This window comes from Allobosea sp. FBZP-16 (genome assembly GCF_002831785.1).
In the GTDB taxonomy this organism is placed as follows: Bacteria; Pseudomonadota; Alphaproteobacteria; order Rhizobiales; family Beijerinckiaceae; genus Allobosea; species Allobosea lupini.
On record NZ_LNCQ01000020.1, the window covers coordinates 1 to 25,742 of the forward strand.

Consider the following 25,742-nt stretch of genomic DNA (forward strand, 5'->3'; position numbering starts at 1 on the left):
CGCGTCGCGCCCGCCGGTTCTCCGTCCTAGCGACATCATGGTCAGAACCACAATCGTCGCAAGGTAGGGGGTCATCGCCAGCACCTCGGGCGCGATGAAGCTGAGGCCGGCCGCCTTGGCCTGCAATTCGAAGGTCGCGACCGCGCCGAAGAGATAGGCGCCGATCAGCAGCCGGCCCGGCTTCCAGGCGGCGAAGACGACAAGGGCGAGCGCGATCCAGCCACGGCCGGCGGTCAGGCGGTCGGCCCACATCGGCGTCAGCGCCAGCGAGAAATAGGCGCCGCCGAGCCCGGCCAGCGCCCCGCCGAAGGCGGTCGCGGCGGTGCGGATCGCCAGCACCCGATAGCCGATCGCATGGGCGGAATCGGCATTCTCGCCGACGGCCCGCAGGATCAGCCCGGCCTTGGTCCGGCGCAGGAACAGGCTGACGGCGAGGACGAGCGCGAGCGAGAGGTAGACGATGGCGTCATGACCGAAGACGAGGCGCAGCCAGGGATGGGCGGCGTAGTCGGCCGGGAAGAGCGGGCCGAGCCGCGTGATCGTGCGCCCGACGAAGCCGGCGCCGATCAGCGAGGAGGCGCCGATGCCGAAGATCGTCAGCGCGAGGCCGGTCGCGACCTGGTTCGAGCCGAGCCCCAGCGTCAGCAGCGCGAAGATCATAGCAGCCGCGACGCCCGCCAGCGTCGCCGCCAGCAAGCCGAGCGGGACGCTGCCGGTCGAGTAGGCCACCGCAAAGCCCGCGACGGCGCCGCACAGCATCATGCCCTCGACGCCGAGATTGAGCACGCCGGCCTTCTCGGTGACGAGCTCGCCGAGGCTCGCGAGCAGGATCGGCGTCGCAGCGGCGGCGAGCGTCATGAAGATCGAGACGAGGATGGCGGCGGTCATGGCGCGCTCCTTGCCGGGCGCGCCTTCCAGGCGAGCCGGTAGCGCACCAGCACATCGGTCGCGAGCAGGAAGAACAGCAGCAACGCCTGGAACATGCCGGTTGCGGCCGAGGGCAGGCGCACCGTGCTCTGGGCGATCTCGCCGCCGACATAGGTCACCGCCAGTACCAGCGCGCCGAAGACGATGCCGGGAGGCGAGAGCCGGCCGAGGAAGGCGACGATGATCGCGGTGAAGCCGTAGCCAACCGGGAACTGCGGCGTCAGCTGGCCGAACGGACCGGCCGCCTCGAAGATGCCGGCGAGTCCGGCAAGGCCACCGCCGGCGAGCAGCGCCACCCAGGTCACGCGGTTGGCGTCGAAGCCGCCATGGCGAGCCGCTGCCGGGGCGCGCCCGACGACGCGCACGGCATAGCCGGCGACGGTCTTAGCCATCACGAACCAGGCGACCAGCGCCAGCAGGATCGCCAGCGGCACGCCGAGATGGACGAGCGAGCCTTCCGCGACCGCCGGCAGCGTCTGGCTGGCGCTGAACATCTTGGTCTGCGGGAAATTGAAGCCGTCCGGGTCCTTCCACGGGCCGCGCACGAGGTAGTACAGGAACTGCACCGCGACATAGGTCAGCATCAGGCTGGTCAGGATTTCGCTGACCTGGAGGCGCACCTTGAGCAGGGCGGGGAGCGCCGCATAGGCCGCGCCGCCCACGACGCCGGCGAGCGCCATCGCCGGCAGGATCCACCAGCCAGTCATGTCATGGGTCAGGAGCGCGACGCCGGTGCCGGCGATCGCCCCCATGACGTACTGTCCCTCGGCGCCGATGTTCCAGACATTGGCGCGAAAGCCGATGGCGAGGCCGAGCGCGATCATGATGAGCGGCGCCGCCTTGACGCCGAGATCGGCCCAGCGCTGCGGCTCGATCAGGGGTGTGATGAAGATCGCAGTGACCGCGCGCAGGCCGTCATAGCCGATCGCGCCGAAGACCAGCATGCCGGTCAGCATGGTGAGCCCGATCGCGATCAGCGGGCTGAGATACAGCATCGCCTTGCTGGGCTCGCGCCGGCGCCGCCATTCAAGCATGCGCCGGCTCCACCTGATGGCTTTCGCCATGGACGCCGCCCATCAACAGGCCGATCTCTTCGAGCTTCAGGCCCGCGACCGGCCGCGCCTGCGACAGTCGCCCTTCGTTGATCACACAGAGCCGGTCGGAGAGCTCGAGCAACTCGTCGAGATCCTGCGAGATCACCACGATGGCTGAGCCCTGCGCGGCGAGGTCGACCAGTGCCTGCCGGATTGCGGCGGCAGCGCCGGCATCGACGCCCCAGGTCGGCTGCGCGACCACCAGCACGTCGGGGCGCTGCCCGATTTCGCGGCCCATAATGAATTTCTGCAGGTTGCCGCCGGAGAGCGAGCCGGCGAGCGCCGCCGGGCCGGTTGTCCGGACATCGAAGCGGGCGATGACATCCTTCGCATAAGCCTCGACCGGCCCTTGCCGGATCACGCCCGATGGCGCGAGGGGCAGGCGATGGCGCGCAGTCAGCACGACGTTCTCCGCAAGCGAGAACTCGGGCACGGCGGCGTGGCCGTTGCGCTCTTCGGGCACGCAGGCGAGGCCGGCGGCGCGGCGGGCGCCGGCATCGGCCAGGCCGATCGGCTGGCCGTCGAGCCGGATCGCCTCATTGCGGGAGGCGAGATGCTCGCCCGAAAGCGCCATCAGCAATTCGGCCTGGCCATTGCCGGCGACGCCGGCGATGCCGAGGATCTCGCCGGCCTGGGCGGAGAAGGAGATGGCCTTCAGGCTTGTGCCGAAAGGCGGCTCGCCCGGCATGTCGAGCTTCTCGACCGAAAGCCGGGCCGCACCGGCCTTGCCGTCACCAGCCGGCCGCTCGATGCTCTTCAGCTCCGCGCCGATCATCAGTTCGGCCATGCGTCGCGTCGTTTCGACACGCGGATCGCAGGTCGCGACGACCTTGCCGCCGCGCAGGATGGTGGCGGCCTCGCACAGCGCTTTGATCTCGTGCAGCTTGTGGCTGATGTAGAGGATCGAGCAGCCCTCGCTGGCGATCTGGCGCAGCGTCTCGAACAGGCGCTCGACCTCCTGCGGCGTCAGCACCGATGTCGGCTCGTCCATGATCAGCAGCTTCGGCTTCTGCAGCAGGCAGCGCACGATCTCGATGCGCTGGCGCTCGCCGACCGAGAGCGTATGCACCTCGCGGTCCGGGTCGAGCGGCAAAGAATAGCTGTCGAGGATCGCCTTGATCCGCGCCTTCAGCTCCTCGGCCGGGACGGTCTCGTCGAGGCCGAGTGCGATGTTCTCCAGCACGGTCATGCCATCGAACAGCGAGAAATGCTGGAAGACCATGCCGATACCGAGCTTGCGCGCTGCCTTGGGCGAGGCGATCTCGACCGGCCGGTCGTCGAAGCTGATCTGCCCCTCGTCGGCGCGCTGCACACCATAGATGATCTTGACCAGGGTCGATTTGCCGGCGCCGTTCTCGCCGAGCAGGGCATGGATCTCGCCGGGGCGGACTGAAAGGCTGATGTCCTGATTGGCCTTCACGCCCGGAAAGCTCTTCGAGACATGGGCGAGCGCCAGGCGCGAAGGTGCCGTCTGGTCAGGCGGCTGCGTCATGGCGGTTCCGTGGCCTCGCGCGTCCCGTGGCGGACCTCCCCGCGAGGCCCGCCTTCTCGCCAAGCAAGCAACGCACCAGCTCGGCACTCGTCAAGGCGGCGATCACCTCCGGACGCTTGTCATGCACATCCGATCCGCCGATCGGGCAGGTGAAGCCGGCCAGCACCTTGCTGCCGGGATGGCGGCGGCGGAAGCTTGCCTCGAAGCGGGCGCGCTTCGTGCCCGAGCCGATCATCCCGACATAGGCCGCGTCGCCGCGCAGCAGCGCCGCCTCGGCCAGGCGATAATCGAGCGCATGGCTATGGGTCAGGACGACGAAGGCGGAGCCCGGCCGCGCAGCGGCCAGCGCGGTCTCGGGATCTTCGAGCTGCAGGCAGGCGACGGTCGCGGGCACCTCGCCGAACTGGCCGGACCGATCGTCGATCAGGCTCGCTGCGACCGGCAGCAAGGCAAGGCTGCGCGCCAGCGCCTTGCCGGTGTGGCCGGCGCCGAAGATCAGCACTTGTGGCCGCTCGGCCGCTGCATTCGCCTCGTCCTGCCTGAGCGCTTCAAGATGGGCGGCGGTGGCGGGCTCCATCGCCACCCGCACGCGTCCGCCGCAGCACTGGCCCATTTGCGGGCCGAGTGGGATATCGATCAACTGCTGCGGGCCGCCGCTGTCGAGCATGATCCGGGCGAGGTCGATGCAGTGGAATTCGAGCTGGCCGCCGCCGATGGTGCCGGCGCTGCTGCGGGCGCTGACGATCATCGTCGCGCCGGCCTCGCGCGGGGTCGAGCCCTGGGCCTCCGTGATGCGGACGATGACGGCGCCTTCGGTGAGGCTAGCGGCGAGGAAGTTGGCGGGGGTCATCGTACCGCCTCCGCCTGCGCCCTTACCCTGTCGACCGCGTCGAGCACGCGCTCCGGCGTGGCTGGCGCGTCGAGCTGCGGGCAGACCCGATGGTCGCCGACGCTCGCCACCGCATCGGAGAGCGCGTGCAGCACGCTGATCGCCAGCATCAGCGGCGGCTCGCCGACCGCCTTGGAACGATGGATGGTGTGCTCGCGATTGGGCGCCTTCTCCAAGAGCGCGACGTTGAAGATGCGCGGTCGGTCGGAGGCGACCGGAATCTTGTAGGTCGAGGGGGCGTGGGTCTTCAGGCGCCCCTTTTCGTCCCAGACCAGCTCCTCGGTGGTCAGCCAGCCCATGCCCTGGACGAAGCCGCCCTCGATCTGGCCCTTGTCGATCGCCGGGTTCAGCGAATTGCCGCAGTCGTGCAGGATGTCGACGCGTTCGACCTTGTACTCGCCGGTCAGCGTGTCGATCGCGACTTCGGCCGCGGCGGCACCATAGGCGAAATAGTAGAAGGGGCGGCCGCGTCCGGCCTTGCGATCCCAATGGATCTTCGGCGTCGCATAGAAGCCCGTAGCCGAGAGCTGGACGCGGGCCATGTAGGCCGCCTTGACCAGCTCGACGAACGCGATCTCGCGCGCACCGACCTGCACTCTGCCGGGCAGGAAGGCGATCGCCTCCGGCTTTTCCTGCCAGTGCTCACAGGCGAAGGCGATGAGCCGCTGCTTGATCGTCTCGCAGGCGTCGAGCGCCGCCATGCCGTTGAGATCGGAGCCGGAGGAGGCGGCTGTTGCCGAGGTGTTCGGAACCTTGCCGGTGGTCGTCGCGGTGATCTTGATCTGCTCCAGCCCGATGCCGAAGGCCTGCGCCACCACTTGCGCCACCTTCTGGTAGAGCCCCTGGCCCATTTCGGTGCCGCCATGGTTCAGCGCCACCGTGCCGTCGGTATAGACGTGGACCAGCGCACCGGCCTGATTGTACCAGGTCGCGGTGAAGGAGATCCCGAACTTGACCGGGGTCAGCGCGATGCCGCGCTTGATCACCGGGCTCGTCCGGTTGAAGGCGCGGATTGCGTCCTGGCGGGCGCGGTAGTCGCAGGAATGTTCGAGGTCTTCGATCACCTCGGCGGCGATCATGTCCTCGACCTCCTGGTGATAGGGCGTGATCTCGCGGCCTTCGCCGCCATAGAGGTTGCGCTTCCTCACCTCCAGCGGATCGAGCCCGGTGGCGAAGGCGACTTCCTCGATGAAGCGCTCGGCCCCGACCATGCCCTGCGGCCCGCCGAAGCCGCGGAAGGCGGTGTTCGAAACCGTGTTCGTGCGCAGGGGCTCGGAACGGGCCCGCACCGCCGGATAGAAATAGCAGTTGTCCATGTGGAACAGCGCGCGGTCCGTGACCGGGCCGGAGAGATCGGCGTTCCAGCCGCAGCGCGCGGCATAGACGGCATCGACCGCATGGATGCGGCCGTCATCGTCGAAGCCAACCTCGTAATCGACGACGAAGTCGTGGCGCTTGCCGGTGATGACCATGTCGTCGTCGCGGTCTGGCCTGAGCTTCACCGGCCGCTTCAGCTTGCGGGCGGCGAGCGCCGCGACGCAGGCGAAGAGATTGGCCTGCGTCTCCTTGCCGCCGAAGCCGCCGCCCATGCGCCGGACCTCGATGGTGACCGCATGCGCGCCCACGCCAAGGACGTTGGCGACCATGTGCTGGACTTCGCTCGGATGCTGGGTCGAGCACAGTACCAGCATGTCCTCGTCCTCTCCGGGGATGGCGAGGGAGATCTGGCTTTCCAGGTAGAAATGGTCCTGCCCGCCGATCTCCATCGAGCCCTTGAGCCGGCGCGGGCTGGCGGCTAGGGCGGAGGCGACATCGCCGCGTTCGAGCTTGAGCGGCTCGGTGACGAGTTCGGAGCCGCCAGCGCGGGCGGCGGCGACGTCGAGCAGGGGAGGCGCCTCGTCATAGGTCGCCTTGGCCAGCAGCGCGGCATGGCGGGCCTGCTCGCGCGTCTCGGCGATAACGACGAAGAGCGGCTGACCGTGATGCAGGATGTCGCTCGTCGCGAACACCGGCTCGTCGTGCTTGTGCGTCGACGAGATATCGTTCTCGCCGGGGATGTCTGCTGCGGTGAGGACTGCGAGCACGCCGGGAGCAGCCTCGACGGCCGACAGGTCGAGCGACAGCAGCCGGCCATGCGCGATGGTGGAGAGGCCGATATAAGCATGGGCAAGGCCTGCCGGCTCGGCGATGTCGTCGATGTAGAGCGCTTCGCCGGCGACATGCTTCTCGGCGGAATCGTGCTTCAGGGGCGAGCCGACGATCGGCCGTGTCGCCATGGCGTCGAGCCGCTTGCGCGCGTCAGCCATTGGCAGCCTCCGCCAGCAGGCCGGCGACGCGGGTCGATGTCTCGGGCGCCGTCGTCTCGATCAGGAAGCGTCGCAGCAGGTTGCCGGCGACCTTGAGCCGGTAGGCGGCCGAGGCGCGCATGTCAGTCAGCGGTGTGAAGTCCTGCGCCAGCGCGGCGATTGCGGCAGCCACTGCGGCCTCGTCCCACGAACGGTCAAGCAAAGCAGCTTCCGCAGCCTTGGCCCGCCTTGGGATGCCGGCCATGCCGCCATAGGCGAGCCGCGCCGTGCTGGTGCGGCCGGTGTCATCGAGCTCGAGATAGAAGGCGCCGCAAACGGCTGAGATATCCTCGTCGAAGCGCTTCGAGATCTTCGAGATGTGGAAGAGCGCGTCCGCCGGGAGCTTCGGCACCAGCACGGCCTCGACGAATTCGCCCGGCCGCTTATCCTGCTTGCGGTAATCGAGGAAAAAGGCTTCGAGCGGAAGCTGGCGCCGCTCGATCCTAACAGGGCCCTCATCCTGAGGAGCGATCGCAGATCGCGTCTCGAAGGATGCTCCAGCGCGCTCTGGATCATCCTTCGAGACGCCGCTGCGCGGCTCCTCAGGATGAGGGCTGAGAATGGGGAGGCGGCGCGCGAGCACCAAGGTCGCGCCGAGGGCGATAAGCGCCGGCGGCAGGTCGCCGATCGGCGAGCCGTTGGCGATGTTGCCGCCGATCGTGCCGGCATTGCGCACCTGCTCGCCCCCGAAGCGGCGCAGCATCTCGTCGAGCTGCGGCGAGATGGTTGCCAATGCCTCGCGCACCGTGACCTGGTTCGCCATCGCGCCGAAGCGAAGATGATCGCCTTCGTCCGAGATCGCGCGCAATTCGTCGATGCGGCCAAGGTAGATCACCGGATCGAGCCGGCGCATGCCCTTGGTGACCCACAGGCCGACATCGGTCGCTCCGGCGACGAGTGTCGCCTGCGGATGGGCGCTGACGAGTTCGGCCAGTGCCGCGACATTGGCGGGGGCGTAGAAATGGCGCTCACCATCGCCGATCGAGATCGTTTCGTCATCCGCGAGCGCCTTCAGCCGGGCGATGACAGCGCCCATCCCAGCGACGAAACGATCCTGCTCGCGCTCGGCACTATCCATGCGCTGTGCGGCAGCGATGATCGGCTCGTAGCCGGTGCAGCGGCAGAGGTTTCCTGCGAGCGCATCCTCGATCCGCTGCACCGACGGTGACCGCTCGTTCAGCCAGAGCGCCAGCAGCGACATCACGAAGCCCGGCGTGCAGAAGCCGCATTGCGAGCCATGGCAGTCGACCATCGCCTGCTGCACCGGGTGAAGTGCTCCGTCCGCATCTTTGAGGTGCTCGACGGTCAGGACATGGCATCCGTCGAGAGTCGGCAGGAAGCGGATGCAGGCATTGATCGCCTCGTAGCGCAGACGGTCGCCATCGAGCCGGCCGACCACGATGGTGCAGGCGCCGCAATCGCCCTCGGCACAGCCTTCCTTGGTGCCGGTGCGGCGGCGGTCGAGTCTCAGCCAGTCGAGCACGGTGCGGGTCGGATCGCAGGAGGCGATCTCGACCGGCTCGTCGCCGAGCAGGAAACGCACGGTCTCACGCATGGCGGTTCGGTGCATGGCGGTCCGGCCGCTGGCAAATCGGGTTCATGCCCCAAGATTAGGCACGTTCGCGGCTTGGCCGGAAGCTTTGATTTGGTGCAGATATGATCGCGATTTGAGCCGGAGCGGCGAGCCTTGAGCAAAGACGGTGCGATCTCGGCCCTGCGCGGCCGGCTTCTCTGGTTCGTCGACGATCCGCACGCGATCGGCGAGGCCGCGCATCGCTATGTCGAGGACGGCCTGCTCGTCATCGAAGGCGGCCTGATCAAGGCTGCTGGCGAGGCGAGCGAGATGCTGCCGACGCTGCCGGCCGGCGCTCCCATCACCGATCATCGCCCGCATCTGATCATGCCGGGCTTCATCGATGCCCATATCCACATGCCGCAAACGCAGGTGATCGCCTCCTATGGCGCGCAACTCATGGAGTGGCTGAACAAATACACCTTCGTCGAGGAGCAGAAGCTGGCCCAGCAGGGCCATGCCGAGAAGCTCTCTGCCTTCCTGCTCGACGAATTGCTGGCGAGCGGCACCACCACAGCTGCGGTCTACTGCTCGGTGCACAAGCAATCGGCCGACGCCTTCTTCGCCGAATCGCACCGGCGCAACACCCGCATGATCGCCGGCAAGGTGATGATGGACCGCAACGCGCCGCCGGCGCTGACCGACACGGCCGAGAGCGGCTATGCCGACAGCAAGGAGCTGATAGCGCGCTGGCATGGCAAGGGCCGCCAGCTCTATGCGATCACGCCGCGCTTCGTCGTGACCTCGACGCCGGAGCAGATGGCGGCGTCGCAAAGGCTGGTCGCGGAGCACCCGGACTGCTTCGTCCAGACCCATATCAACGAGAACCGGGCCGAGATCGCCTTCGCCCGGGAGCTTTACCCGCAAGCCGCGGACTATGCCGGCATCTACGAGGACTACGGCCTCTTGGGGAAGAAGAGCCTGCTCGGCCACTGCATCCACATGACCAAGCGCGAATGGCGCGCCTTTGCCGAAGCTGGCGCGATCGCAGTGTTCTGCCCGACCTCGAATCTCTTTCTCGGCTCAGGTCTGTTCGATTGGCAGAGAGCGCGGCATGAAGGCGTCAAGGTCGCGGTCGCCACCGATATCGGCGGCGGCACCTCCTATTCGATGCTCCGGACGATGGCCGAGGCCTACAAGATACTGCAGCTGCAGGGGCAGTCGCTCTCGGCCTTCGAGGCGCTGCATGCGATCACGCTGGGCAATGCCGCGACGCTGGGCCTGGATCATCTGATCGGCTCGTTCGAGCCGGGCCACGAGGCGGATATCGTCGTGCTCGATCCCGCCGCGACGCGCGCGATGGCGCACCGGCTGGAGACGGTGCGCGATCTAGCCGAGGAGCTCTTCGTGCTGGTCACGCTCGGCGACGAGCGCAATGTCGTCGCGACCTATGTCGCGGGGGAGTTGGCAACGTCTGCCACCGCCTAGTCGTCATGGTCGGGCTTGTCCCGACCATCCACGTCTTCGTGGTTCAAAGACGGTGTTCAAGACGTGGATGCTCGCCACGAGGGCGAGCATGACGGTCGCGGTCGATCAGCCCAGCACGCCGCCCTTGCGGGCGTGGTCGAGATAGATCTCGCGCAGGCGGATCGTCGCGGGCCCCGGCGCGCCGTTGTGGATGCTGTGGCCGTCGATCGTCGTCACCGGCATGACCAGGCTGGTCGCCGAGGTGATGAAGGCCTCCTCGGCGTCGAGCGCTTCGTCCAGCGTGAATTCGCGCTCCTCGAAGGTGAAGCCGCTCTCGGCCAGAAAGGCGAGCACGGCCGTGCGGGTGATGCCCGGCAGCACCTTGTGCGAGAGCGGGCGCGAGATCAGCGTCTTGCCCTTGACGATCCAGGCGGTCGACGAGGCGCCTTCGGTGACGACGCCGTCCTCGACCATCCAGGCCTCCTGCGCGCCGTTTTCGGCCGCGAACTGCTTGGCCAGCACCGGCGCGAGCAAATTGACGCTCTTGATGTCGCGGCGAGCCCAGCGCAGGTCCGGCGTGCTGACGACCTTGATGCCGGTCTTCGCCAGCGGCGTATTGGCGAACTGGCGCGCCTGCGTGAACAGGACCAGGGACGCCTTGACGCCCTTGGGGAAGGCAAAGTCGCGATCGGCGGCGCCGCGCGAGACCTGCAGATAGATGCTGCCTTCGTCCAGGCTGTTGCGGGCGATGAGCTCCCGATGGATGGCAATGAGCTCGGCTCGCGAGCAGGGCAGGTCGAGCCCGATCTCGCCGGCCGAGCGTTCGAGCCGCGCCAGATGCGCCTCGCAATCGACCAGCTTGCCGCCGAGCACGGCCGAGACCTCGTAGATGCCGTCGCCGAAGATGAAGCCGCGGTCGAAGATCGAGATCGTCGCCTCTTCCTCGGGAAGATAGGCGCCATTGACGTAGACGGTGCGGCTCATGGGGATGGTCTCATGCGGGAAGGACGGACCTTCCTAGCCGAGCCCGGCGCGCGAGGCGAGATATCATGCCGGCTTGCCGACCGGCGCCTGATGCAGGGCGGTGCTAGCCCGCCGTCTTCGCCTCGAAATGGCGCTGGCGGAAGGCGCGGACCTTGGCGCGGTTGCCGCAGACCGACATCTCGCACCAGCGCCGCAGCCGGTTCTTGGTGGTGTCGAAGAACAGCCAGCCGCAATGGTCGCCCTCGCATTGCTTGATGCGGGCGAGGTTCTGCTGGGTCAGCACGGTCAGAGCCGACAGTGCGATCGGCCCGCGGATGGCCTCGCTCAGGGTCTGGCTGGCGTCCCAGCGCCAGACGAAGCCGTCGCCGAACGGAGACAGCCTGGCGCAGGCGAGGCAATGCGCGTGGATGGCTGCGAGTTGCATACGGTCTTCCTCCGCCGGCGGCTGGCGGCGGCTGATCGCGGCGCCGATCCGATAGATCGTGTCGCGCAGATCCAGTGCCTCGGCGAGCAGGCGTGCCGCCAGATCGGCGTCCGCCTCGACCGCGGCCAGTGACGCATCGCGGTCGCTGTCGCTGATCACCTTGGCGTGCCGCGCCCAGAGCACGACGTCGCGCCCCTCGCGCAGATGCTCGAGCTGGCTGGGCCCGCCGCGATCCGAGGTGGTGTTGGTGAAGTCGAAGGCGAGCTCGCTTGCGACGAGCGGCAAGGAGCTGGCGCGGCTGGGGCCGCCGGTGCGATCAGTCGTCATGTAACCAGCTATCTCAGATTTACAGGTTAATGCAAGCGACGTAGCGTCCGGCCACGGCTCGGACCGTGGAGGAGAACGGATATGAGGACCAATCTGATCGCGATGCTCGCCGCAGGCGCATTCGCGATGTCGCATGGCGCAGCGCTGGCGCAGATCAAGCTCGGCGTCGCCGGTCCGATGACCGGCGCCAGCGCCGCCTTCGGTGCGCAATTGAAGAACGGGGCCGAGCAGGCCGTGGCTGACATCAATGCGGCCGGCGGCATCCTTGGCCAGCAGATCGTGATTTCGAGCGGGGATGACGTCGGCGATCCCAAGCAGGGCGTCTCGGTCGCCAACAAGTTCGTCGGCGACGGCGTCAAATGGGTTGTCGGCCACTTCAACTCCGGCGTGACGATGCCGGCATCCGAGGTCTACGCCGAGAACGGCATGCTGATGATCAGCCCGTCGGCCACCAATCCGAAGATCACCGAGCGCGGCCTGTGGAACGTGTTCCGCACCTGCGGCCGCGACGACCAGCAGGGCGTCGTCGCCTCCGGCCATATCGCCAAGACCTTCAAGGGCAAGGTCATCGTCGTCGTCCATGACAAGACGACCTATGGTCAGGGACTCGCCGAAGAGACCCGCAAGGGTCTGCACGCCGCCGGCATCAAGGAAGTGCTCTACGAAGGCGTCAACACCGGCGAGAAGGACTTCTCGGCGCTGGTCTCGAAGATCAAATCGGCCAAGGCAGACCTGCTCTATTGGGGCGGACTGCACACCGAGCTCGGCCTGATCGTCCGCCAGATGCGCGACCAGGGCCTGACGACGGTGGCTATGGGCGCCGACGGCATCACGTCCGACGAATACGCCGTGATCGGTGGCCCGGGCACCGAAGGCACGCTGATGACCTTCCCGCCCGATCCGCGCAAGCGGCCCGTGGCGGCCGAGGTCGTCAAGCGCTTCGAGGCCAAGGGCATCAACCCGGAGGCCTACACGCTCTACTCCTACGCCGCGGTCCAGATCATGAAGCAGGCGGCCGAGCAGGCGAAATCGCTCGATCCGAAGAAGGTTGCCGCCGCGATGCATTCGGGCATGACGTTCAAGACCGTGCTCGGCGACATGTCCTATGACAAGAAGGGCGACCGCACCAACCTCGACTACACCGTCTACACCTGGAAGAAGGGTGCGGACGGCAAGATCAGCTATGTCGAGAATTGATAGCCAGAGCATTTTCGAGCGAAGCGGATACCGGCTCGCGTGACGAAAATGCGATGAGGATACTCCTCTAGCCGGTGTCGGTGGCCTCCCCTGGCCGGACACCGATAGGGCGCCGCTTCGCTCCAGCGAGGCGGCGTTTTTCGTGTCAGTGCTTCAGCGCGGCCGCGATAAGGCGTCGGGTATAGTCCTGCTGCGGCGCCTCGAAGATCGCCTCCGTCGGCCCGCGCTCGACCACCCTGCCATCCTTCATGACCATGATCTCGTCGGCCATGGCACGGACGACCGCGAGGTCGTGGCTGATAAAGAGATAGGACAGATCGTGCGCCGCTTGGAGCTCCTTGAGCAGGGCGACGATGCTCTGCTGCACCGTGCGGTCGAGCGCCGAGGTCGGCTCGTCCAGCACCACCAGCGCCGGGTGCAGGATCATGGCGCGGGCGATGGCGATGCGCTGGCGCTGGCCGCCGGAGAATTCGTGCGGATAGCGATTGCGCAGGGCAGGGTCGAGACAGACCTCCGTGAGCGCCGCCGCGGCCCGCCGCTCGCGCTCGGCGCGCGACAGAGCAGGCTCGTGCACCAGCAGCCCCTCGGTGATGATCTCGCCGACGGTGAGGCGCGGCGACAGCGAGCCGAACGGATCCTGGAAGACGACCTGCAGGCCGCGGCGCAGCGGCCGCATCGCGGCGCGGTCGAGCGGGGTCAGCGCCCGATCCTCGAAACGGACGATCCCGGAGGAGGGCAGCAGCTTGAGCAAGGCGCGCCCGAGCGTCGACTTGCCCGAGCCGGATTCGCCGACGATACCGATCGTCTGGCCGCGCCGCAGCGTCAGGTCGACGCCGTCGACGGCATTCAGCACTGCCTTCTCGCGCCTGAGGAAACCGCGCGACAGGTCGAAAGAGACGCGCACGTCGCGGGCTTCGAGCAGGATCGGCGCATCCTGCGGCGGAGGTGCCTTGCGCCCATGCGGTTCGGCCGCGAGCAGCGCCTTGGTGTAGGGGTGCCGCGGTCGTTCGAAGATCGCCTGCACCGGGCCGCTCTCGACGACTTCGCCGGCCTTCATCACATAGACGCGCTCGGCATAGTTCCGGACGAGGCCGAGATCGTGGCTGATCAGGATCACCGCCATGCGCAGCCGCTGCCTGAGCTCGGCGATCAGCGCGAGGATCTCCGCCTCGATGGTGACGTCGAGCGCTGTCGTCGGCTCGTCGGCGATCAGGATGTCGGGATCGTTGGCGAGCGCCATCGCGATCATCACGCGCTGGCGTTGCCCGCCCGAGAGTTCGTGCGGGTAGGAATCGAGTCGGCGCTCCGGGTGCGGGATGCGCACCAGCTTCAGCAGTTCGAGGGCCCGCGCCCGCGCCGCCTTGCGCGACAGGCTCTGATGCTTGCGCAGAGGCGCCGTCATCTGCGCTCCGATCCGGAACAGCGGATCGAGCGAGGTCATCGGCTCCTGAAAGATCATCGCGAGCTTGCGGCCGCGATAGCTGTTCAGGACCGACGGCGGCAGCGTGAGAAGATCGACCTCGCGATAGCGGATCGCGCCGGAGACCTCGCCGTTGCTGGCGAGGAGGCCCATCGCCGCCATCACGCTCTGGCTCTTGCCGGAGCCGGATTCGCCGACGACCGCGACGAACTCGCCTGGGCCGACATCGAGGTCGATGCCGCGCACCGCTTCGCACGGGCCGTCATTGGTGCGGAAGCGGACCTTGAGTTCGCGGATGGACAGGATGGGTTCGTCCGCCATCTCAGCGATCCCGCGGGTCGAGCGCGTCGCGCAGGCCGTCGCCGAGGAAGTTGAGCGCAAACAGCGTCGTCACCAGGAAGGCGGCAGGGAAGATCAGCATCGATGGCGTCGCCTGGATGGCGCGCGCGCCGTCCGAGATCAGCACGCCCCAACTCGTCATCGGCTCCTGCACGCCAAGGCCGAGGAAGGAGAGGAAGCTCTCCAGCAGGATCACCTTCGGCACCAGCAGGGTGACATAGACGATGACCGGCCCGAGCGTATTGGGGATGACATGGCGCCTGAGGATGCCGCCGGTCGAGACGCCGAGCGCCTCGGCCGCCAGCACATAGTCCTGCCGCCGGATCGAGAGCGCCTGGCCCCGGACGATGCGCGCCATGTCGAGCCATTCGATCGCGCCCACGGCTAGGAACATCAGGATGAAGTTCCGGCCGAAGAAGACGACGAGGAGGATGACGAAGAAGATGAACGGCAGCGAATAGAGCACGTCGACGATGCGCATCATCACCATGTCGATGCGCCCGCCGAGATAGCCTGCGGTCGCGCCATAGGCGACGCCGATGATCAATGCGACGCCGGTGGCGAGCAGGCCGATCGCGAGCGAGACCCGGCCGGCGATCAGCGTGCGGGTCAGCAGGTCGCGGCCATTGGAGTCGGTACCGAACAGGAAATATTGCCGCTCGATCGGGACTTCGAGGCTGAGCCGGCGGCCTTCCTGCTCATTGGCGGTGATGACCGGCGTGCCGAACTGGTCGGAGCGGTCGAAATAGACCAGCAGGCGCTGGTCGATCGGCCGCTGCGCGGTCAGTACCAGCCTGACGCGATCAGCCTGCGCGACGATCTCGCTCGGCGTCGCCCTGATCCGCGTGGCGATGCGCTGGACAGCGCCGGGCAAGGCCTCCGCCTTCGGATAGGCGGAGAGGCTGCCGGGGACACGGACATAGTCCTGGTAGACCCGGTCGTAAGGGTGGCCGGTCAGCAGCGGTCCGACGAGGCAGGCCAGCATCATCAGCGCCAGTGCGACGAGGCTCGCCACCGCAGCGCGATTGCGCAACAGGCGGATGCGGGCGTCCTGCCAGAGCGAGCGGCCGGTGGGCGGCGGGGCACAGGTGGTCGTGTCGCTCATCGCTCACTCCAGCCTGACGCGCGGGTCGAGCAGCGCATAGAGCACGTCGACCACGAGGTTGAAGAGCAGCACGAAGATCGCGACCACGACGACCGTGCCCATCACCAGCGTGTAGTCGCGATTGAGCGCACCCTCGACGAAATAGCGCCCGATCCCGGGGATGCCGAAGATCGTCTCGACCACGACCGAGCCGGTGAGCAGGCTCGCCGCCGCCGGCCCGAGATAGGAGACGACCGGCAGCGCCGCGCCGCGCGCCGCATGCAGCGCGATGGTCGTGGTCGAGAGGCCCTGGGCCCGTAAGGTGCGGATATGGTTGGCGCGCAGCGTCTCGATCATCGCCGCGCGCGTCATCCTGGCGATGACGGCGATCTGGGGGAGGGCGAGCGTCACGGTCGGCAGCACGGTGTTGCGGAAGGCGCCGCCGTTCCAGCCGCCGACCGGCAGCCAGGCGAGGCTCAGGCCGAAGACGATCTGCAGGATGGGTGCGACGACGAAGTTCGGGATGGTGATGCCGGCGGTGGCGAAGCCGATCACCGCATGGTCGGCCGCGCCATTCTGGCGAAAGGCCGCGAGCGCGCCCAGCGGGCCGCCGATCGCCAGCGCGAGCAGCAGCGCACAGGCTCCGAGCCGCATCGAGACCGGCAGACCCTGGGCGAAGAGTTCGGCGATCGAGAAGTCGCGGAAATAGAAGGACGGGCCGAAATCGCCGCGCAGCAGGGCAGCGAGATAGGTCAGGTATTGCTGGAACAGCGGCTGGTCGAGCTTGTAGATGCGCCGCAGGTTCTCCATCACCTTGGCTTCGAGCGGCTGCTCGAGATCGAACGGCCCGCCCGGCGCGACGCGCATCAGGAAGAACGACAGCGTCACGATCACGAACAGGGTCGGGATCGCGGCGGCAAGGCGGCGCAGGATGTAGGTGAGCACAGGGCTGGTCCCTACGTCATGCTCGGGCTCGACCCGAACATCTCATTATCGCTGGCGGGCGCCCGCTTCGGCCTGAGATGGGCGGGGCAAGCCCGGCCATGACGCGTCTGGAATCACGGCTTCAGGCTCATGAACCGCGTCGGCAACGCACCGCGCAGGTTCTGCTGGAAGCCCTGCACCTTCGGCGAGACCAGGTTCTTCGAGGAATAGTAGAGCACCGGGATCCAGGGCACTTCGGCCGCCAGGATCGCATCCGCCTCGCGCAGGATCGCGGCGCGCTTGGCGATGTCGACTTCGTCGGCGCCCTGTTTCATCAGCGCATCGAATGTCGGGTTGTTGTACTTGCCGGAATTGAAGCCGGTATTGTCGCTCTGGAACAGGAACAGGAAGTTCTGCGGATCGGAATAATCGCCGATCCAGCCATAGCGCGCGATGTCGAAGTCGCCGCCGTCGCGAAGCAGGGCGAAGTGGGTCTTGCCGTCGGTGTTGATGAAGCTGGTCTCGACGCCGATCGCTTTCCACTGCTCGGCGATGGCGATGACGGTGCGGCGGTTGTTGTCGGTGGTGTTGTAACGCAGCTGGACCTTGAGCGGCACGCCAGGCCCGAAGCCTGCGGCCGCGAGAAGCTTCTTGGCCTCGTCCTCTCGGTCGAGCGGGGAGGCGCCCTTGAAGTCGGCTTCGGCGCGCTCGCCGTAGTTGCCGATATTCGGCGGGATCACGCCATAGGCCGGCAGCATGGTGCCGCCCCAGATCTCCTCGGCGATGAATTCGCGATCGATCACCAGCGACAGCGCGCGCCGCACCCGGATGTCGTCGAACGGCTTCTTGGCGGTGTTGATGATCAGGAAATAGGTGCCGAGATAGGGCGAAATCCGGACCTGCTCCTTGCCGAGCTTCTCGCGAAGCTGCTGGACCTGATCGGCCGGAATGTCGGATGTCATCTGCAGTTCGCCGGCCTGGAAGCGGCGGGCGGCGGCGGAGAAGTCGGGCGTCGGATAGTAGATCACCGTGTCGATCTTCACGTTCGCCGCGTCGTGGAAGGCCTTGTTCTTCTCCAGCCGGATATGCGAGTTCGGCACGAATTCCTTCAGCGTGTAGGCGCCGTTCGAGACCCAGTTCTCCGGCTTGACGAAGTCCTTGCCGAATTTCTGGACGGACGGCACATGGACCGGCAGGCCGGTCTGGTGCGTCAGCAATTCCAGGAAATAGGGGGTGGGCCGCTCCAGCGAAATCTCGAGCGTGCGCTCGTCGATCGCCTTGACGCCGAGATCCTCGAGCTTGGCGCCTTCGCTTGCCTTGTTGATCTTCTCGGCGTTGAGGATGGGGTAGAGGATATTGGCGTATTTCGCGCCCGTCTCCGGATTGACCATGCGCCGGAACGAGAAGACGAAATCGTTCGCCGTGACCGGGTCGCCATTCGACCATTTGGCGTTGGCGCGCAGCTTGAAGCTGTAGCTCTTGCCGTCCGGCGCCATCGTCCAGCTCTCGGCGACGCCGGGAACGACCTCGCCGTTGATGTGGTGGATCACCAGGCCTTCGGAGAGATCGCGCAGGAGATGGGCTTCGCTGACCGTCGAGGTCTTGTGCGAATCGAGCGTCTCGGGATCGCCGTCATTGCCGCGATGGAACACGACCTGCGCCATGGCGGCGCCGGCAAAGCCTGCGAGCGCAAGAAAAAGGCCGCTCGCCAGCGCGAGCGGCCGGATGGCGCGCCTGAAACCGGACTGACGGTGGATCTCACACATGAGCGCTCTCCGAACGATTCGGACGGGCCCCTTTCCCGCTCCTGAATCGAAGTATGAGCCTATCGCGCGCCGCCCGCCAAGAGCGAAAAGCCGGTATCAACCGTTCGGCTTAAGTCTCTGAGCCGCTTTCGAAAGCTGGCTCAGAAACAGCTTCAACGGGAACTGGCGCAAGGTTAGCCTGCGGCGGCCCGTCCTTGCGCCTCGGCGACGGCGACGGCGGTCATGTTGACGACGCCGCGTGCCGTGACCGAGCCGGTGAGGATGTGCACCGGCTTGGCGGCACCGATCAGGATCGGGCCGACGGGCAGCGCGTCCGCCAGCACCTTGGCGAACTGGTAGGCGATGTTGGCGGCGTCGAGATTGGGGAAGATCAGGACGTTGGCGACGCCCTTCAGCTTCGAGGAGGGCAGCACCCGGTCGCGGATCGTGGCGAGGAGGGCCGTGTCGGCCTCCATCTCGCCATCGCATTCCAGCTCCGGCGCGCGCTCCTGGATCAGCTTCACCGCCTTGCGCATCTTGATCGAGGACGGCGTGTCGGCCGCGCCGAAGTCGGAATGCGAGAGCAGGGCGATCTTCGGGGTGATGCCGAAGCGCTCGACATGGCCAGCCGCGAGGATCGTCATGTCGGCGATCTCTTCCGCAGTGGGGTCGTGCTTCACATGGGTGTCGGCGAGGAAGAACGCGCCCTTGCTGGTGATGATCAGCGTCATCGCCGCGATGTCGCAGACGCCTGGCTCGAGCCCGATGATGTCGCGGATATGGCGCAGCCGCGACAGGAAGCGCCCCTCCAGCCCGGTGATCATCGCATCGGCCTCGCCCCGCGCCACGGCCAGCGCCGCGATCACGGTGTTGTTGGTACGCACCAGCGAGCGGGCCGCCTCTGGCGTGATGCCGCGCCGGCCGGCGATGTCGAGATAGGTCTGGACGTAGTCGCGATAGCGCGGGTCGTCCTCGGGGTTGACCAGCTCGCAATCGATGCCCGGCCGGATCGTCAGGCCGAAGCGCTTGACGCGGGTCTCGATCACCGAGGGGCGGCCGATCAGGATCGGGATCGCCATGCCTTCCTCGATCGCGATCTGGGCGGCGCGCAGCACGCGCTCGTCCTCGCCCTCGGCATAGATCACGCGCTTGGGGTCGGCCTTCGCCTTGGCGAAGAGCGGCTTCATCAGGAAGCCGGAACGGAAGACGAAGCGCGACAGGTCCTCGCGATAGGCTTCGAGGTCGATCAGCGGCTTCTTGGCGACGCCGGTCGCCATCGCCGCCTCGGCCACCGCAGGCGCGATGCGCAGGATCAGGCGCGGATCGAACGGGTTGGGGATCAGCGAGTTCGCGCCGAAGGTCGAGGCCTCACCGCCATAAGCGCGTGCCGCCACGTCCGAGGTCGCCTCGCGGGCGAGTGCAGCGATGGCACGCACCGCCGCGAGCTTCATCGGCTCGTTGATCGTCGTCGCCTGCACGTCGAGTGCGCCGCGGAAGATGTAGGGGAAGCACAGGACGTTGTTGACCTGGTTCGGATAATCCGAGCGGCCGGTACAGATCATCGCGTCCGGCCGGACGGCCAGCGCCTCCTCCGGCATGATCTCCGGATAGGGGTTGGCGAGCGCCAGGATCAGCGGCTTTTGCGCCATCTCCCTGGCCATCTCCGGCTTCAGCACGCCGGCGGCGGACAGACCGAGGAAGATGTCGGCACCGGGGATGACTTCGGCGAGCGTGCGCGCCTGCGTCTCCTGCGCGTAGACCTCCTTCCAGCGGTCCATCAGGGTATTGCGGCCCTTATAGACCACGCCGTCGAGGTCGGTGACCCAGATGTTCTGGGTGCGGGCGCCGAGCGAGACGAGCAGGTTGAGGCAGGCCAGCGCGGCCGCGCCGGCGCCGGACACGACGATCTTGACGTCGCCGATCTTCTTGCCGGCTAGGTCGAGCCCGTTCAGGACGGCGGCGCTGACGATGATCGCGGTGCCATGCTGGTCGTCATGGAAGACCGGAATGTTCATCCGGGCCTTGAGCTGCTCCTCGATCTCGAAGCATTCGGGGCCCTTGATGTCCTCGAGATTGATACCGCCGAAGGTCGGCTCAAGCGCGGCGACGACCTCGACGAATTTCTCGATGTTCTTCTGCTCGACCTCGATGTCGAAGCAGTCGATCCCGGCGAATTTCTTGAAGAGGACGGCCTTGCCCTCCATCACGGGCTTCGAGGCGAGCGGCCCGATGTCGCCGAGGCCGAGCACGGCAGTGCCGTTGGTGATGACGGCGACGAGGTTCTGGCGCGAGGTGAGTTCGGCAGCCTCAGCCGGATCCTCGACGATCGCCTCGCAGGCGGCGGCGACGCCGGGCGAATAGGCCAGCGCCAGGTCGCGCTGGTTGCCCAGCGGCTTGGTCGCCTGGATCTCCAGCTTACCCGGCTTGGGAAGGCGGTGGTAGACGAGCGCGCCCGAACGAAGGTCCGCCGACAAGGTGCTCTTAGCCATCCCACGCTTCCTCTGCGCTACCGTTGCGAGTTGAGGAGGTCGCGCGGAAACGGGTGGGCGTCAAGCCGGAGCGGGTGGCGAAAGACTTGTGCCGTCGGGAAAACAGGGCCGCGCCTCGCCGGCAAGTGCGGCAGGAGCGCCAGAATCGCGGAAGCTGGTGGTCCGTGAAACAGCCGTGAAACAAAACTAAACATTACAAAGAAATAATGATTTCAACGGCCTCGGCTGTTGCAGACTACCTCCCGCCGGACCCGCGGACGTGATCCCGGCGGGGTGCTCTTGGGAGGGGTTGATGGAAGCGACGCGTTCCGCCTTCGAGGAAGTCGTCTCGCTGCGACAGGCCAAGCAGCTGATCCAGTGCATGGCGCATGAGCAGAGCTTCCTGCTGCTCTCGCCGCCCGGACTCGGCAAGTCGGAGCTGGTCTATGAAGCCGCGCGTGAGGCGGGACTGCCCTGTCGCTCGCTGCTCGGCACCCAGATCGCTCCCGAGGACGTCAGCGGCATTCCGCGCATCGTCGGCGAACGCTCGGTCTTCTGCCCGCCGCGGGTGCTGCTGCCGGAGAAGCCGGAGCCGTTCTGCCTGTTCCTCGACGAGTTGCCGGCCTGCTCGCCCGATGTCCAGAAGGCATTCTATTCGCTGCTGCTGGAGCGGCGGCTCGGTGAGCATGCCCTGCCGAAAGGCACCTGGGTCGTCGCTGCCGGCAACCGCCTGCAGGACCGCGCTTTGGTGCGGGCGATGAGCTCGGCACTGGTCAACCGCGTCACCATCCTGCAATTGCGCGTCGATACCGCAGATTGGCTCGCCTGGGCCCAGCGTGCCGGCGTGCGCGCCGAGATTCGCAGCTTCATCGCGACGATTCCCGACGCGCTGATGCGGCCGGTGCCGGCCGAGCCTGTGCCGTTCTCGACACCGCGCGCCTGGACATTGCTGTCACGAGCGCTCGACATGGCCGAGAAGGCCGGCTTCCTCAGCAATGACTTGCGGCGCGCGCTCGCCTTCGGCCGGCTCTCGCCGCAAGACGCCGTGGTATTCTGCGCGCTCGCCGAGGATTCGATCGGCGCAGTGCGCCCGCTCGAGGATTATCTGCGCAAGCCCGAGCTGCTGCCCAAGGGGGATTCCGCCCGCTGGTTCATCCTCGATTGCATCCGCCAGTTCGTCAGGGACGGGCGCGCGCAAGGCACGAAGCCGGCGGTGATCAACCGCTTCCTGCGGAGCCTGTCGCAGGAGCATCAACTGCTCGTGCTCAACGACATGGTGGAGGTCTGGGGGGCGCTCGGCGCGGACCGGGCGATGTACGACCTCCTGCGCAAGGTTGCGGCATGAGCACGGCGCCCGATCTTTCGGTTGCCGACCGCGCCACCCATGGGCGGATCATGCGGGGCCTGCGGCTGGTGACGGTGCCGTTCCCCCATCTGGCCGGGCTTGCCGCGGCCGTGCGCGTCGAGATCGACGAGCGCGTGCCGACCATGGGGGTCTTCGCCTCCGGCCGGCTGCTGGCGAACCCGTCCTTCACCGCCAGGCTCTCCGGCGACGATCTCGTCTTCGTGCTCGCCCACGAACTCCTGCACCTGGCGCTGCGGACCCATGACAGGGCCCGCGGCAGCGCCACGCTCGAGTTCAATTATGCCCACGACTACATCATCAACGACATGCTGCGGCATGCGCTCGGCACCACCAAGATCCCGGCTGGCGGGCTCGATATGCAGGGCGCACGTGAGCGCTCGGCCGAGGACATCGTGCTGGAGATGCGCCGCACCGGCAGCTACATGTCGTCGCGGACTCAAGTCTGGGAGGGGCAGGCCATCACCGTCGAGCAAGTGCTCGGCGCGGCGCGTCAGGCGCCTCCCGGGGCGATGGGCGATGCGCTCGACGCCCGGCGCGAGCGCGAGCTTTTCCCCGAGGACAGCGCCGACCAGGCCGAGCGGGCGCGGGCGGTCCGCGATCTTGCGGTCCGCGGCATGGTGCTGGCAAAGGCGATGGGGGCCCTGCGCGGCAGGGGCGACAGCCCGGGCGGCCAGCAGCAGAACGTGCGGGCGCAGCGCGGCTTGTTCCACACGCCCTGGCATGTCGCGCTCCAGGCCTGGCTCGACGGCGCCGCGCCGGGCGAGCGCACCTACACCCGTGCCTCGCGCCGCGGCCATGATCGCAGCGACGTCGTGATGCCCGGACGCAAGCGCCATTCCTGGATGCTGAACGTCATCCTCGACACCAGCGCCTCGATGGGCGACGACATCCCGCAGGCGCTCGGCGCCATCGCCGATTTCTGCGACGCGGCCGGGGTCGACGATATCCGCGTCGTCCAGTGCGACACAGTCGTCACCGCGGACGAGGTGCTGTCGCCGGCAGCGCTCGCAGACTACCAGATCAGCGGCTATGGCGGCAGCGACCTGACACCGGCGCTCGCCGCATTGGCGGATGATCCGCGGGTGAGCTCGGCGATCATCATCACCGATGGCGACATCACCTATCCCAACGAGCCCGTGCCCTACGCGGTGCTCTGGGCGTTGCCGAAAGCGTCAGCCTCGTTCCAGCCGTCCTATGGACGCGTGATTGTCATGCAAGAGCATGTTCCGCAAAAGTGGGGACCACTTTTGTGACGAGAACATGCTCAACTTTTCGATTTTGCGCGAATTCTTTTCGTTCGACCGATCCCGGTCGAACGGAACGCGCGCTAGGGAGGTGGATCGTGAAAGTCGTGCAGGATCTCGTCGCCTATTTCGACAAGCGCGGGAAACTCTCGCGCCGGCAGCTCAAGACGCTGCTCGAGCAGAACTCAATCGCCTCGGATGCGCCGACCAACATGCACGGGCTCTGCGAGAAGGTCGGCGCCGTCTACTATTTCCGCGTCACGGGCGTTCTGGAAGGCCAGCTCTGGGGCACCGATGTCTACAGCGGCGATTCGACGATCGGCGCGGCCGCCGTCCATATGGGCCTGCTGAAGCCGGGCAAGACAGGCGTCTTCAGGGTGACGGTGGTGACGCCGCCGGAGGAGTTCCCCGGCACGCAGCGCAACGGCGTCACCAGCACCCAATACGGGCGCTATCAGTATGCCTGGCAGCTCTCACCACTCTAAAGGGAGCCCTCAGGCCGCCAGCGCGCCGACGCCGCCATCGTGCAGATGGCAGGCGGCGACATGGCCCGTCGCGATCTCCTTCAGTGCCGGGCGCTCGGCCCTGCAGCGCGGCCCCGCCTGCGGGCAGCGCGGGTGGAAATGGCAGCCGGAGGGCGGATGCAGCGGCGAAGGGATCTCGCCCTTCAGCGGAGCGAAGCGCTTCTTGCGGGCGCTGATCGTCGGGACGTTGGCGAGGAGCGCCTTCGCGTAAGGGTGCTGCGGGCCCTTGAACAATTCGCTCGCCGGCGCCGCCTCGACGACGCGGCCGAGATACATGATCACGACGCGGTCGGAGAGGTGGCGGACCACCGAGAGATCATGGCTAATGAAAAGATAAGTCAGGTTAAGTTCGTCGCGCAGCTTCATGAAAAGATTCAGAACCTGGGCCTGAATCGATACATCAAGTGCGGCGACGCTCTCGTCGCAGACGAGGAACTGCGGCTTGACCGCAAGCGCCCTGGCAATGCCGATGCGGGCGCGCTGTCCGCCGGAGAACTGGTGCGGGTAGCGGCGGCGATAGGTCGAGTCGAGGCCGACCCGGTCGAGCATCTCGGCGACATAGGCGTCCTGCTGCGCCTTCGGCACCAGCCCGTGCACGACGGGCGCCTCGCCGACGATGTCGGTGACGCGCAGGCGCGGGTTGAGCGAGGACATCGGGTCCTGGAAGATCATCTGGATCGCGAGCGTCGCCGCCTTGCGCTCCTCCGACGACATCTCGTCGGTATAGCGGCCGCGCCAGGAGACGCGGCCGGAGCTGGCATGATGAACGCCGGCGACGACGCGCCCGAGGGTCGACTTGCCGCAACCGGATTCGCCGACGAGCCCGACGACCTCGCCCTGGCGGATCGAGAGGTCGACGCTGTCGACGGCGTGGACGGTCTGCTCGCTGTAGTTGGCGCCGAGCAGGTTGGCGAATTTCGAGGCGGCGTCGAGTGGCTTGGTGAAGCGCTTCGAGACGCCTTCGAGGGTGAGGATCGGCGTGCTCATGCCGCGACTCCGGCGAGGTTCAGCGGATGGTGGCAGCGCACCCCGCGCTCGCCCGCGAACGGGGTGACGTCGGGGGCGATAGCGAGGCAATCGGCCTGCGCGTAATTACAGCGCGCTGCGAAGGCACAGCCCTGCGGCAGGCGCGCCAGCGACGGCGTCGAGCCCCTGATCTGGCGCAAGGGCGCGCCGGGCTCGCCCTCGGCCGGCAGCGAACCGAGCAAACCGTTGGTATAGGGGTGGAGGGGTGTGTCGAGCACCGGATCGACAGCGCCGGTCTCGACGATGCGGCCGGCATACATCACCGCGATCCGGTCGGCGAGGCCGGCGACGACGCCGAGGTCATGGGTGATCCAGACCAAAGCCGTGCCGGTATCGGCGCAGAGCGACTGCATCTCCGCCAGGATCTGGCTCTGGATGGTGACGTCGAGCGCCGTCGTCGGCTCGTCGCAGATGATCAGAGGCGGGCGGTGCAGCAGGGCGATCGCAATCGCGACACGCTGGCGCATGCCGCCGGAGAATTGGTGGGGATAGGCGTTGAGCCGCTCCTCGGGCGAGGGGATGCCGACCTTGGCAAGGGCGTCGCGGGCGCGGTCTCGGGCTGCCTTGTGCGAAACCTTGTCATGGGCGGTGACGGCCTCGATCATCTGCGTATCGACGCGCAGGACCGGGTTCAGCGTCATCATCGGGTCCTGGAAGATCATCGCGACCTCGCGGCCGCGGACCTTGCGGAAGCCCTCCTCGTCGAGCCCGACCAGTTCCCTGCCATTGAGCTTGATCGAGCCCTCGACGATCTTGCCGGGGGGGTCGATCAGGCCCATCACCGAAAAGCCGGTGACCGATTTGCCCGAGCCGGATTCGCCGACGAGACCGAGCACCTCGCCGCGATCGACATGGAAGGAGACGCCGTCGACCGATTTCACCGTGCCGGCACGGGTGAAGAAATGGGTCTTGAGGTTGGTGACTTCGAGAACTGGCGCCATGC

The 25,742-nt window shown here is 67.2% G+C and carries 20 protein-coding genes; 5 read left to right on the top strand and 15 right to left on the bottom strand.

Annotated elements, in window-relative coordinates; all coding sequences use genetic code 11:
* The 6 genes from CXY91_RS05805 to xdhA all read right to left on the bottom strand — a co-directional run.
* Positions 1-888: ABC transporter permease (locus CXY91_RS05805; RefSeq protein ID WP_100959653.1), on the bottom strand; the 888-nt coding region annotated here is incomplete at its 3' end.
* Positions 885-1,961 (bottom strand): ABC transporter permease, encoded by a 1,077-nt coding sequence (locus tag CXY91_RS05810; RefSeq protein ID WP_100959654.1) that lies wholly within the window; start codon positions 1,959-1,961, stop codon positions 885-887. The genes CXY91_RS05805 and CXY91_RS05810, both read right to left, overlap by 4 nt.
* Positions 1,954-3,513, bottom strand: coding sequence for an ABC transporter ATP-binding protein (locus CXY91_RS05815; RefSeq protein ID WP_100959655.1), 1,560 nt, complete (start codon positions 3,511-3,513; stop codon positions 1,954-1,956). The genes CXY91_RS05810 and CXY91_RS05815 overlap by 8 nt, the downstream gene beginning before the upstream one ends.
* Positions 3,497-4,363, bottom strand: a complete 867-nt coding sequence (gene xdhC, locus CXY91_RS05820) for a xanthine dehydrogenase accessory protein XdhC (RefSeq protein WP_100959656.1) — start codon at positions 4,361-4,363, stop codon at positions 3,497-3,499. The genes CXY91_RS05815 and xdhC overlap by 17 nt, the downstream gene beginning before the upstream one ends.
* Entirely contained in the window at positions 4,360-6,678 is a 2,319-nt protein-coding gene (xdhB, locus tag CXY91_RS05825) for a xanthine dehydrogenase molybdopterin binding subunit (protein ID WP_100959741.1), read from the bottom strand. The genes xdhC and xdhB overlap by 4 nt, the downstream gene beginning before the upstream one ends.
* A gap of 22 nt (positions 6,679-6,700) precedes the next feature.
* Positions 6,701-8,302, bottom strand: a complete 1,602-nt coding sequence (xdhA, locus tag CXY91_RS05830; RefSeq protein WP_100959657.1) for a xanthine dehydrogenase small subunit — start codon at positions 8,300-8,302, stop codon at positions 6,701-6,703.
* Between the two features lie 132 nt (positions 8,303-8,434).
* Between xdhA and guaD the strand changes: the two genes are divergently transcribed.
* A complete protein-coding gene (guaD, locus tag CXY91_RS05835) occupies positions 8,435-9,748 on the top strand; it encodes a guanine deaminase (RefSeq protein ID WP_248307373.1) in 1,314 nt (437 codons plus the stop codon).
* A gap of 105 nt (positions 9,749-9,853) precedes the next feature.
* Here guaD and CXY91_RS05840 read toward each other — a convergent pair whose 3' ends face one another.
* Together CXY91_RS05840 and CXY91_RS05845 are read right to left on the bottom strand one after the other, a co-directional pair.
* The gene (locus tag CXY91_RS05840) at positions 9,854-10,711 is read right to left on the bottom strand and encodes a D-amino-acid transaminase (protein WP_100959658.1); all 858 of its coding nucleotides are present in this window, start codon (positions 10,709-10,711) and stop codon (positions 9,854-9,856) included.
* A gap of 103 nt (positions 10,712-10,814) precedes the next feature.
* The gene (locus CXY91_RS05845; RefSeq protein WP_158673278.1) at positions 10,815-11,462 is read right to left on the bottom strand and encodes a CGNR zinc finger domain-containing protein; all 648 of its coding nucleotides are present in this window, start codon (positions 11,460-11,462) and stop codon (positions 10,815-10,817) included.
* A gap of 81 nt (positions 11,463-11,543) precedes the next feature.
* On the opposite strand from CXY91_RS05845, the gene CXY91_RS05850 reads away from it, so the two are divergent.
* Positions 11,544-12,659, top strand: coding sequence for a branched-chain amino acid ABC transporter substrate-binding protein (locus CXY91_RS05850; protein WP_100959659.1), 1,116 nt, complete (start codon positions 11,544-11,546; stop codon positions 12,657-12,659).
* A gap of 145 nt (positions 12,660-12,804) precedes the next feature.
* On the opposite strand, the gene CXY91_RS05855 is transcribed toward CXY91_RS05850, so the two are convergent.
* The 5 genes from CXY91_RS05855 to CXY91_RS05875 all read right to left on the bottom strand — a co-directional run bounded on the left by CXY91_RS05855 (position 12,805) and on the right by CXY91_RS05875 (position 20,660).
* Complete coding sequence (locus CXY91_RS05855; protein ID WP_100959660.1) at positions 12,805-14,400, bottom strand: ABC transporter ATP-binding protein; 1,596 nt, start codon at positions 14,398-14,400, stop codon at positions 12,805-12,807.
* 1 nt (position 14,401) lies between these two features.
* On the bottom strand, positions 14,402-15,523 hold the full coding sequence (locus CXY91_RS05860; RefSeq protein ID WP_100959661.1) for an ABC transporter permease subunit: 1,122 nt from the start codon (positions 15,521-15,523) through the stop codon (positions 14,402-14,404).
* A gap of 3 nt (positions 15,524-15,526) precedes the next feature.
* Positions 15,527-16,447 (bottom strand): ABC transporter permease subunit, encoded by a 921-nt coding sequence (locus CXY91_RS05865; protein ID WP_100959662.1) that lies wholly within the window; start codon positions 16,445-16,447, stop codon positions 15,527-15,529.
* A 113-nt stretch (positions 16,448-16,560) separates the two neighbouring features.
* Positions 16,561-18,192 (bottom strand): peptide ABC transporter substrate-binding protein, encoded by a 1,632-nt coding sequence (locus CXY91_RS05870; RefSeq protein ID WP_100959663.1) that lies wholly within the window; start codon positions 18,190-18,192, stop codon positions 16,561-16,563.
* Between the two features lie 173 nt (positions 18,193-18,365).
* On the bottom strand, positions 18,366-20,660 hold the full coding sequence (locus CXY91_RS05875) for an NADP-dependent malic enzyme (RefSeq protein ID WP_100959664.1): 2,295 nt from the start codon (positions 20,658-20,660) through the stop codon (positions 18,366-18,368).
* A gap of 292 nt (positions 20,661-20,952) precedes the next feature.
* Between CXY91_RS05875 and CXY91_RS05880 the strand changes: the two genes are divergently transcribed.
* The 3 genes from CXY91_RS05880 (at position 20,953) to CXY91_RS05890 (ending at position 23,734) form a co-directional block, all read left to right on the top strand.
* Entirely contained in the window at positions 20,953-21,984 is a 1,032-nt protein-coding gene (locus tag CXY91_RS05880) for an AAA family ATPase (RefSeq protein WP_100959665.1), read from the top strand.
* Positions 21,981-23,258, top strand: coding sequence for a vWA domain-containing protein (locus CXY91_RS05885; RefSeq protein ID WP_100959666.1), 1,278 nt, complete (start codon positions 21,981-21,983; stop codon positions 23,256-23,258). Before CXY91_RS05880 ends, CXY91_RS05885 begins: the two co-directional genes overlap by 4 nt.
* Positions 23,259-23,347: 89 nt before the next feature.
* Complete coding sequence (locus CXY91_RS05890) at positions 23,348-23,734, top strand: LCCL domain-containing protein (RefSeq protein ID WP_091831099.1); 387 nt, start codon at positions 23,348-23,350, stop codon at positions 23,732-23,734.
* 9 nt (positions 23,735-23,743) lie between these two features.
* On the opposite strand, the gene CXY91_RS05895 is transcribed toward CXY91_RS05890, so the two are convergent.
* Both CXY91_RS05895 and CXY91_RS05900 read right to left on the bottom strand, forming a co-directional pair.
* Positions 23,744-24,760 (bottom strand): ABC transporter ATP-binding protein, encoded by a 1,017-nt coding sequence (locus CXY91_RS05895; protein ID WP_100959667.1) that lies wholly within the window; start codon positions 24,758-24,760, stop codon positions 23,744-23,746.
* A complete protein-coding gene (locus CXY91_RS05900; RefSeq protein WP_100959668.1) occupies positions 24,757-25,740 on the bottom strand; it encodes an ABC transporter ATP-binding protein in 984 nt (327 codons plus the stop codon). The genes CXY91_RS05895 and CXY91_RS05900 overlap by 4 nt, the downstream gene beginning before the upstream one ends.
* Between the last annotated feature and the right edge of the window lie 2 nt (positions 25,741-25,742).

Coding starts and splice junctions, on each gene's coding strand:
- CXY91_RS05860 (WP_100959661.1), bottom strand. CDS start 15,523: ATGAGCGACACGACCACCTGTGCCCCGCCGCCCACCGGCCGCTCGCTC.
- CXY91_RS05815 (WP_100959655.1), bottom strand. CDS start 3,513: ATGACGCAGCCGCCTGACCAGACGGCACCTTCGCGCCTGGCGCTCGCC.
- CXY91_RS05850 (WP_100959659.1), top strand. CDS start 11,544: ATGAGGACCAATCTGATCGCGATGCTCGCCGCAGGCGCATTCGCGATG.
- xdhB (WP_100959741.1), bottom strand. CDS start 6,678: ATGGCGACACGGCCGATCGTCGGCTCGCCCCTGAAGCACGATTCCGCC.
- CXY91_RS05895 (WP_100959667.1), bottom strand. CDS start 24,760: ATGAGCACGCCGATCCTCACCCTCGAAGGCGTCTCGAAGCGCTTCACC.
- CXY91_RS05810 (WP_100959654.1), bottom strand. CDS start 1,961: ATGCTTGAATGGCGGCGCCGGCGCGAGCCCAGCAAGGCGATGCTGTAT.
- CXY91_RS05840 (WP_100959658.1), bottom strand. CDS start 10,711: ATGAGCCGCACCGTCTACGTCAATGGCGCCTATCTTCCCGAGGAAGAG.
- CXY91_RS05870 (WP_100959663.1), bottom strand. CDS start 18,192: ATGTGTGAGATCCACCGTCAGTCCGGTTTCAGGCGCGCCATCCGGCCG.
- xdhA (WP_100959657.1), bottom strand. CDS start 8,302: ATGCGTGAGACCGTGCGTTTCCTGCTCGGCGACGAGCCGGTCGAGATC.
- CXY91_RS05845 (WP_158673278.1), bottom strand. CDS start 11,462: ATGACGACTGATCGCACCGGCGGCCCCAGCCGCGCCAGCTCCTTGCCG.
- xdhC (WP_100959656.1), bottom strand. CDS start 4,363: ATGACCCCCGCCAACTTCCTCGCCGCTAGCCTCACCGAAGGCGCCGTC.
- CXY91_RS05855 (WP_100959660.1), bottom strand. CDS start 14,400: ATGGCGGACGAACCCATCCTGTCCATCCGCGAACTCAAGGTCCGCTTC.
- CXY91_RS05875 (WP_100959664.1), bottom strand. CDS start 20,660: ATGGCTAAGAGCACCTTGTCGGCGGACCTTCGTTCGGGCGCGCTCGTC.
- CXY91_RS05900 (WP_100959668.1), bottom strand. CDS start 25,740: ATGGCGCCAGTTCTCGAAGTCACCAACCTCAAGACCCATTTCTTCACC.
- CXY91_RS05885 (WP_100959666.1), top strand. CDS start 21,981: ATGAGCACGGCGCCCGATCTTTCGGTTGCCGACCGCGCCACCCATGGG.
- CXY91_RS05880 (WP_100959665.1), top strand. CDS start 20,953: ATGGAAGCGACGCGTTCCGCCTTCGAGGAAGTCGTCTCGCTGCGACAG.